This window comes from Moorena sp. SIO3I6, assembly GCF_010672095.1.
On the sequence record NZ_JAAHHU010000528.1, the window covers coordinates 1 to 2,936 of the forward strand.

The window sequence follows — 2,936 nt, forward strand, 5'->3', positions numbered from 1 at the left end:
CTTCATCATGATTACTAAACAGGTTCCCTTACCTGGTTCAGAAAGCAGCTAAATCGCCTTAGTATCAGTCAAAAGATTGCCTATGGGTATGGTATTGCCCTTGGGATTGCTGTCCTGGGAACAACCGTTGGACTCCTGATTGGCAATGGGTACCAAAACTATGCTCAGAACTTAAGAGAAGATACCTTAGAAGAAAGTGAGCTTCTCATGGACTTGCAACGTTACCTGCTGGAAATACAAATACACCATCAATACTTCGCTGTTATGTTCCAGCAACCAGAGCTTTTTCATGAAGAGTATTCTCGTTTTAAAAAGCATTCCCGATTAGCCCAGCAAAACTGGTTGGCATTAAAAGAGTCTTACAAAAATTCAGAGGTATATGAGCTACCAGAGGAAGTTGAACTTTTAAATAACCTTATCAAAAATTATGACAGCCTAATACAAGTCTACACCCAACGTATAGAGGCACTATTGCGGCAAATTGATCCGTCGAATTTGACCCCAGAACACATCGAGAAAGCCCAAAAAAAGTTTTTAGATTTAAGCAAGAGTCCTTTAGGGCTCAACCTCAGAAGTTTCGTCTATGATCTTGAGGAAATAATAGAGGAAGTTGAGGAGGAAATACCACATGCCAAAGCTGTGCTAGAGGCTTCTGAAAGGCTTCGGACTCGAATCATTTTGATAACCATGATCCTATCAATTTCAACTGCAGCCCTATTAGCCTTCTATACCAGTAAAACACTGTTAGCAGCTCAAGATGTAGAAATTCAACGTCAACAGCTCCTGAGCGAAGAATTACAAGTAGCTAAAGAAACCGCTGAAATTGCCAACCGTGCTAAAAGTGAGTTCCTGGCCAATATGAGTCATGAACTGCGCACTCCCCTCAATGGCATCCTCGGTTATACCCAAATCCTCCAACGCTCTAAAATCATCAGTGCTGAGGAACTCAAGGGCATCCGTGTCATCCACCAATGTGGCAACCACCTATTGACCTTGATTAACGATATTTTAGACATTTCTAAAATCGAGGCCAAGAAAATGGAACTGTACCCAAGGAATTTTCATTTTCCCTCCTTTCTAGAAAACCTAGTTGACATCTGCCGTATCCGCGCTGATCAGAAGGAAATTTCCTTTAGTTACCAACCCTTTGCTCAACTCCCCAATCACATTTATGCCGATGAAAAACGCCTGCGACAAGTACTAATCAACTTACTGGGTAATGGGATTAAATTTACTGACACTGGAGCAGTGACTTTCAAGGTAAATGTACTGGAGTCAAAGCCCTTAACAACAAAGGAAGACAAAAAGCCAAACCACCATGGACTGATCAGAACAATTCGGTTTGAAATTGAAGACACCGGTATTGGTATGAGTCCGGAACACATCGAACGCATAGTGTTGCCCTTCGAGCAGGTGGGGAATCCCTTAAGTCGAGCCGAAGGCACCGGATTAGGATTAGCGATTACTCAGAAACTGCTTGAGATGATGGAGTCTACGTTGGAAGTGCAAAGCCAGCTGGGTGTTGGTAGTGTATTTTGGTTCGATTTGGAGTTGCCAGAAGCCACAGAAGTAACTGATGTGATTGTTCCTGATCAGACAATTATTGGTTTCCTTGGCATTGAGCGCAAAATTCTGGTAGTGGATGATAAACAAGAAAATCGCTGGGTACTGGTGAATCTGCTCGCTCCCCTTGGCTTTGAACTCGAAGAAGCAACCAATGGTAAAGAAGGTTTGCAGAAAGCTAAACAGTTCCAACCGGATCTGATTATTACGGACTTGTTGATGCCACAGATGGATGGTTTTGAGATGAGCCGACGGTTGCGAGAATCCTCCCAATTCTCATCAGTGCCACTGATCGCTTGTTCCGCCAGTGTGTTTGATGATCACCAGCATCACAGTATTGAGGCGGGAGCCGATGATTTTCTGCCCAAGCCAGTAGAGTCAAAAAAGCTATTAGAGAAGTTGCGGAAATATCTGAAACTAGAATGGCTTTATGAAGGAGAAGAAGATAAAGATAAAAACCTAAGCACCAAGGCACCATCCCCCCTCAAAACTGAAAACTCGATAGTGCCGCCCTCAAAAGAATCACTAGACCAGCTGTACGATCTGGCTAAGACTGGCTTAATTAGCGAGATTTTAAAACAAGTTGAAATTCTCGAAAAATCTGATGATAAGTTAATCCCATTTAGCCAACATCTCCGTCAATTAGCCGAAGACTTTAAACTCAAGAAAATCCGACAGTTTATTCAGCAATATCGGGAGCAATAATTATTATTGCAAAGGGAGTAGGGAATAGGGAAAAAATCCTGTATAACTCATTAGGCTAAAACCAGCTATAAAATCATTAATTATTTTGTTAATTAAAAAACCATAAAACCAGGCATAAAACTCTATATTGTGTATAGCAATCTGTGTAATAATTTTGATAATTTTTGTTCCCTAGTTCCTAGTCCATGGTCCATGGTCCCTACTCCCTGCTTCCTGTTCCCTTTGCTATAGGATTGATTCATAACTAAATTATACACAATATATATAGTTGCGGCAGCAGAAGTAGTGACTATTTTTTTTACAAAAAAAATAATACTACAGTTTTTTTGTAATTAAAGGGAACAATTAAAGGGTAACAGTGAACAGAATACTTTTTAAAAACTAGCAAAAACTCAACTAGTTAATCGGAGCAATGAAAACTATCAAAAAAATTAGCCCTATAGCCGAATTAAACTACTTTTTAGCTATTTTTATACCTTTAACGATAGGGATAGGAAGTTTTCTAGTGCTCATGCATCGCACCGAGGTTAAGGTTGACACAACCGAAGTCAACCTTAATGAAATTCGTAATGTTGAGATGGCAGCTCAAGGAGCAGCTAGTGATTTCCATGTCATTGAATCAGACTTGAGATTCCTAGCCAATCAAAATGAGTTACGGGCAATGTTAA

General features: G+C 40.5%; 2 protein-coding genes. Both read left to right on the top strand.

The window, feature by feature from the left end:
- Positions 1-207 precede the first annotated feature (207 nt).
- Positions 208-2,268 carry a response regulator gene (locus F6K49_RS38980; protein ID WP_293105883.1) on the top strand — a complete coding sequence of 687 codons (2,061 nt, stop codon included), beginning with the start codon at positions 208-210 and terminating at the stop codon, positions 2,266-2,268.
- A gap of 412 nt (positions 2,269-2,680) precedes the next feature.
- On the top strand, positions 2,681-2,936 hold a 256-nt coding region (locus F6K49_RS38985), incomplete at its 3' end, for a hypothetical protein (RefSeq protein ID WP_293105885.1).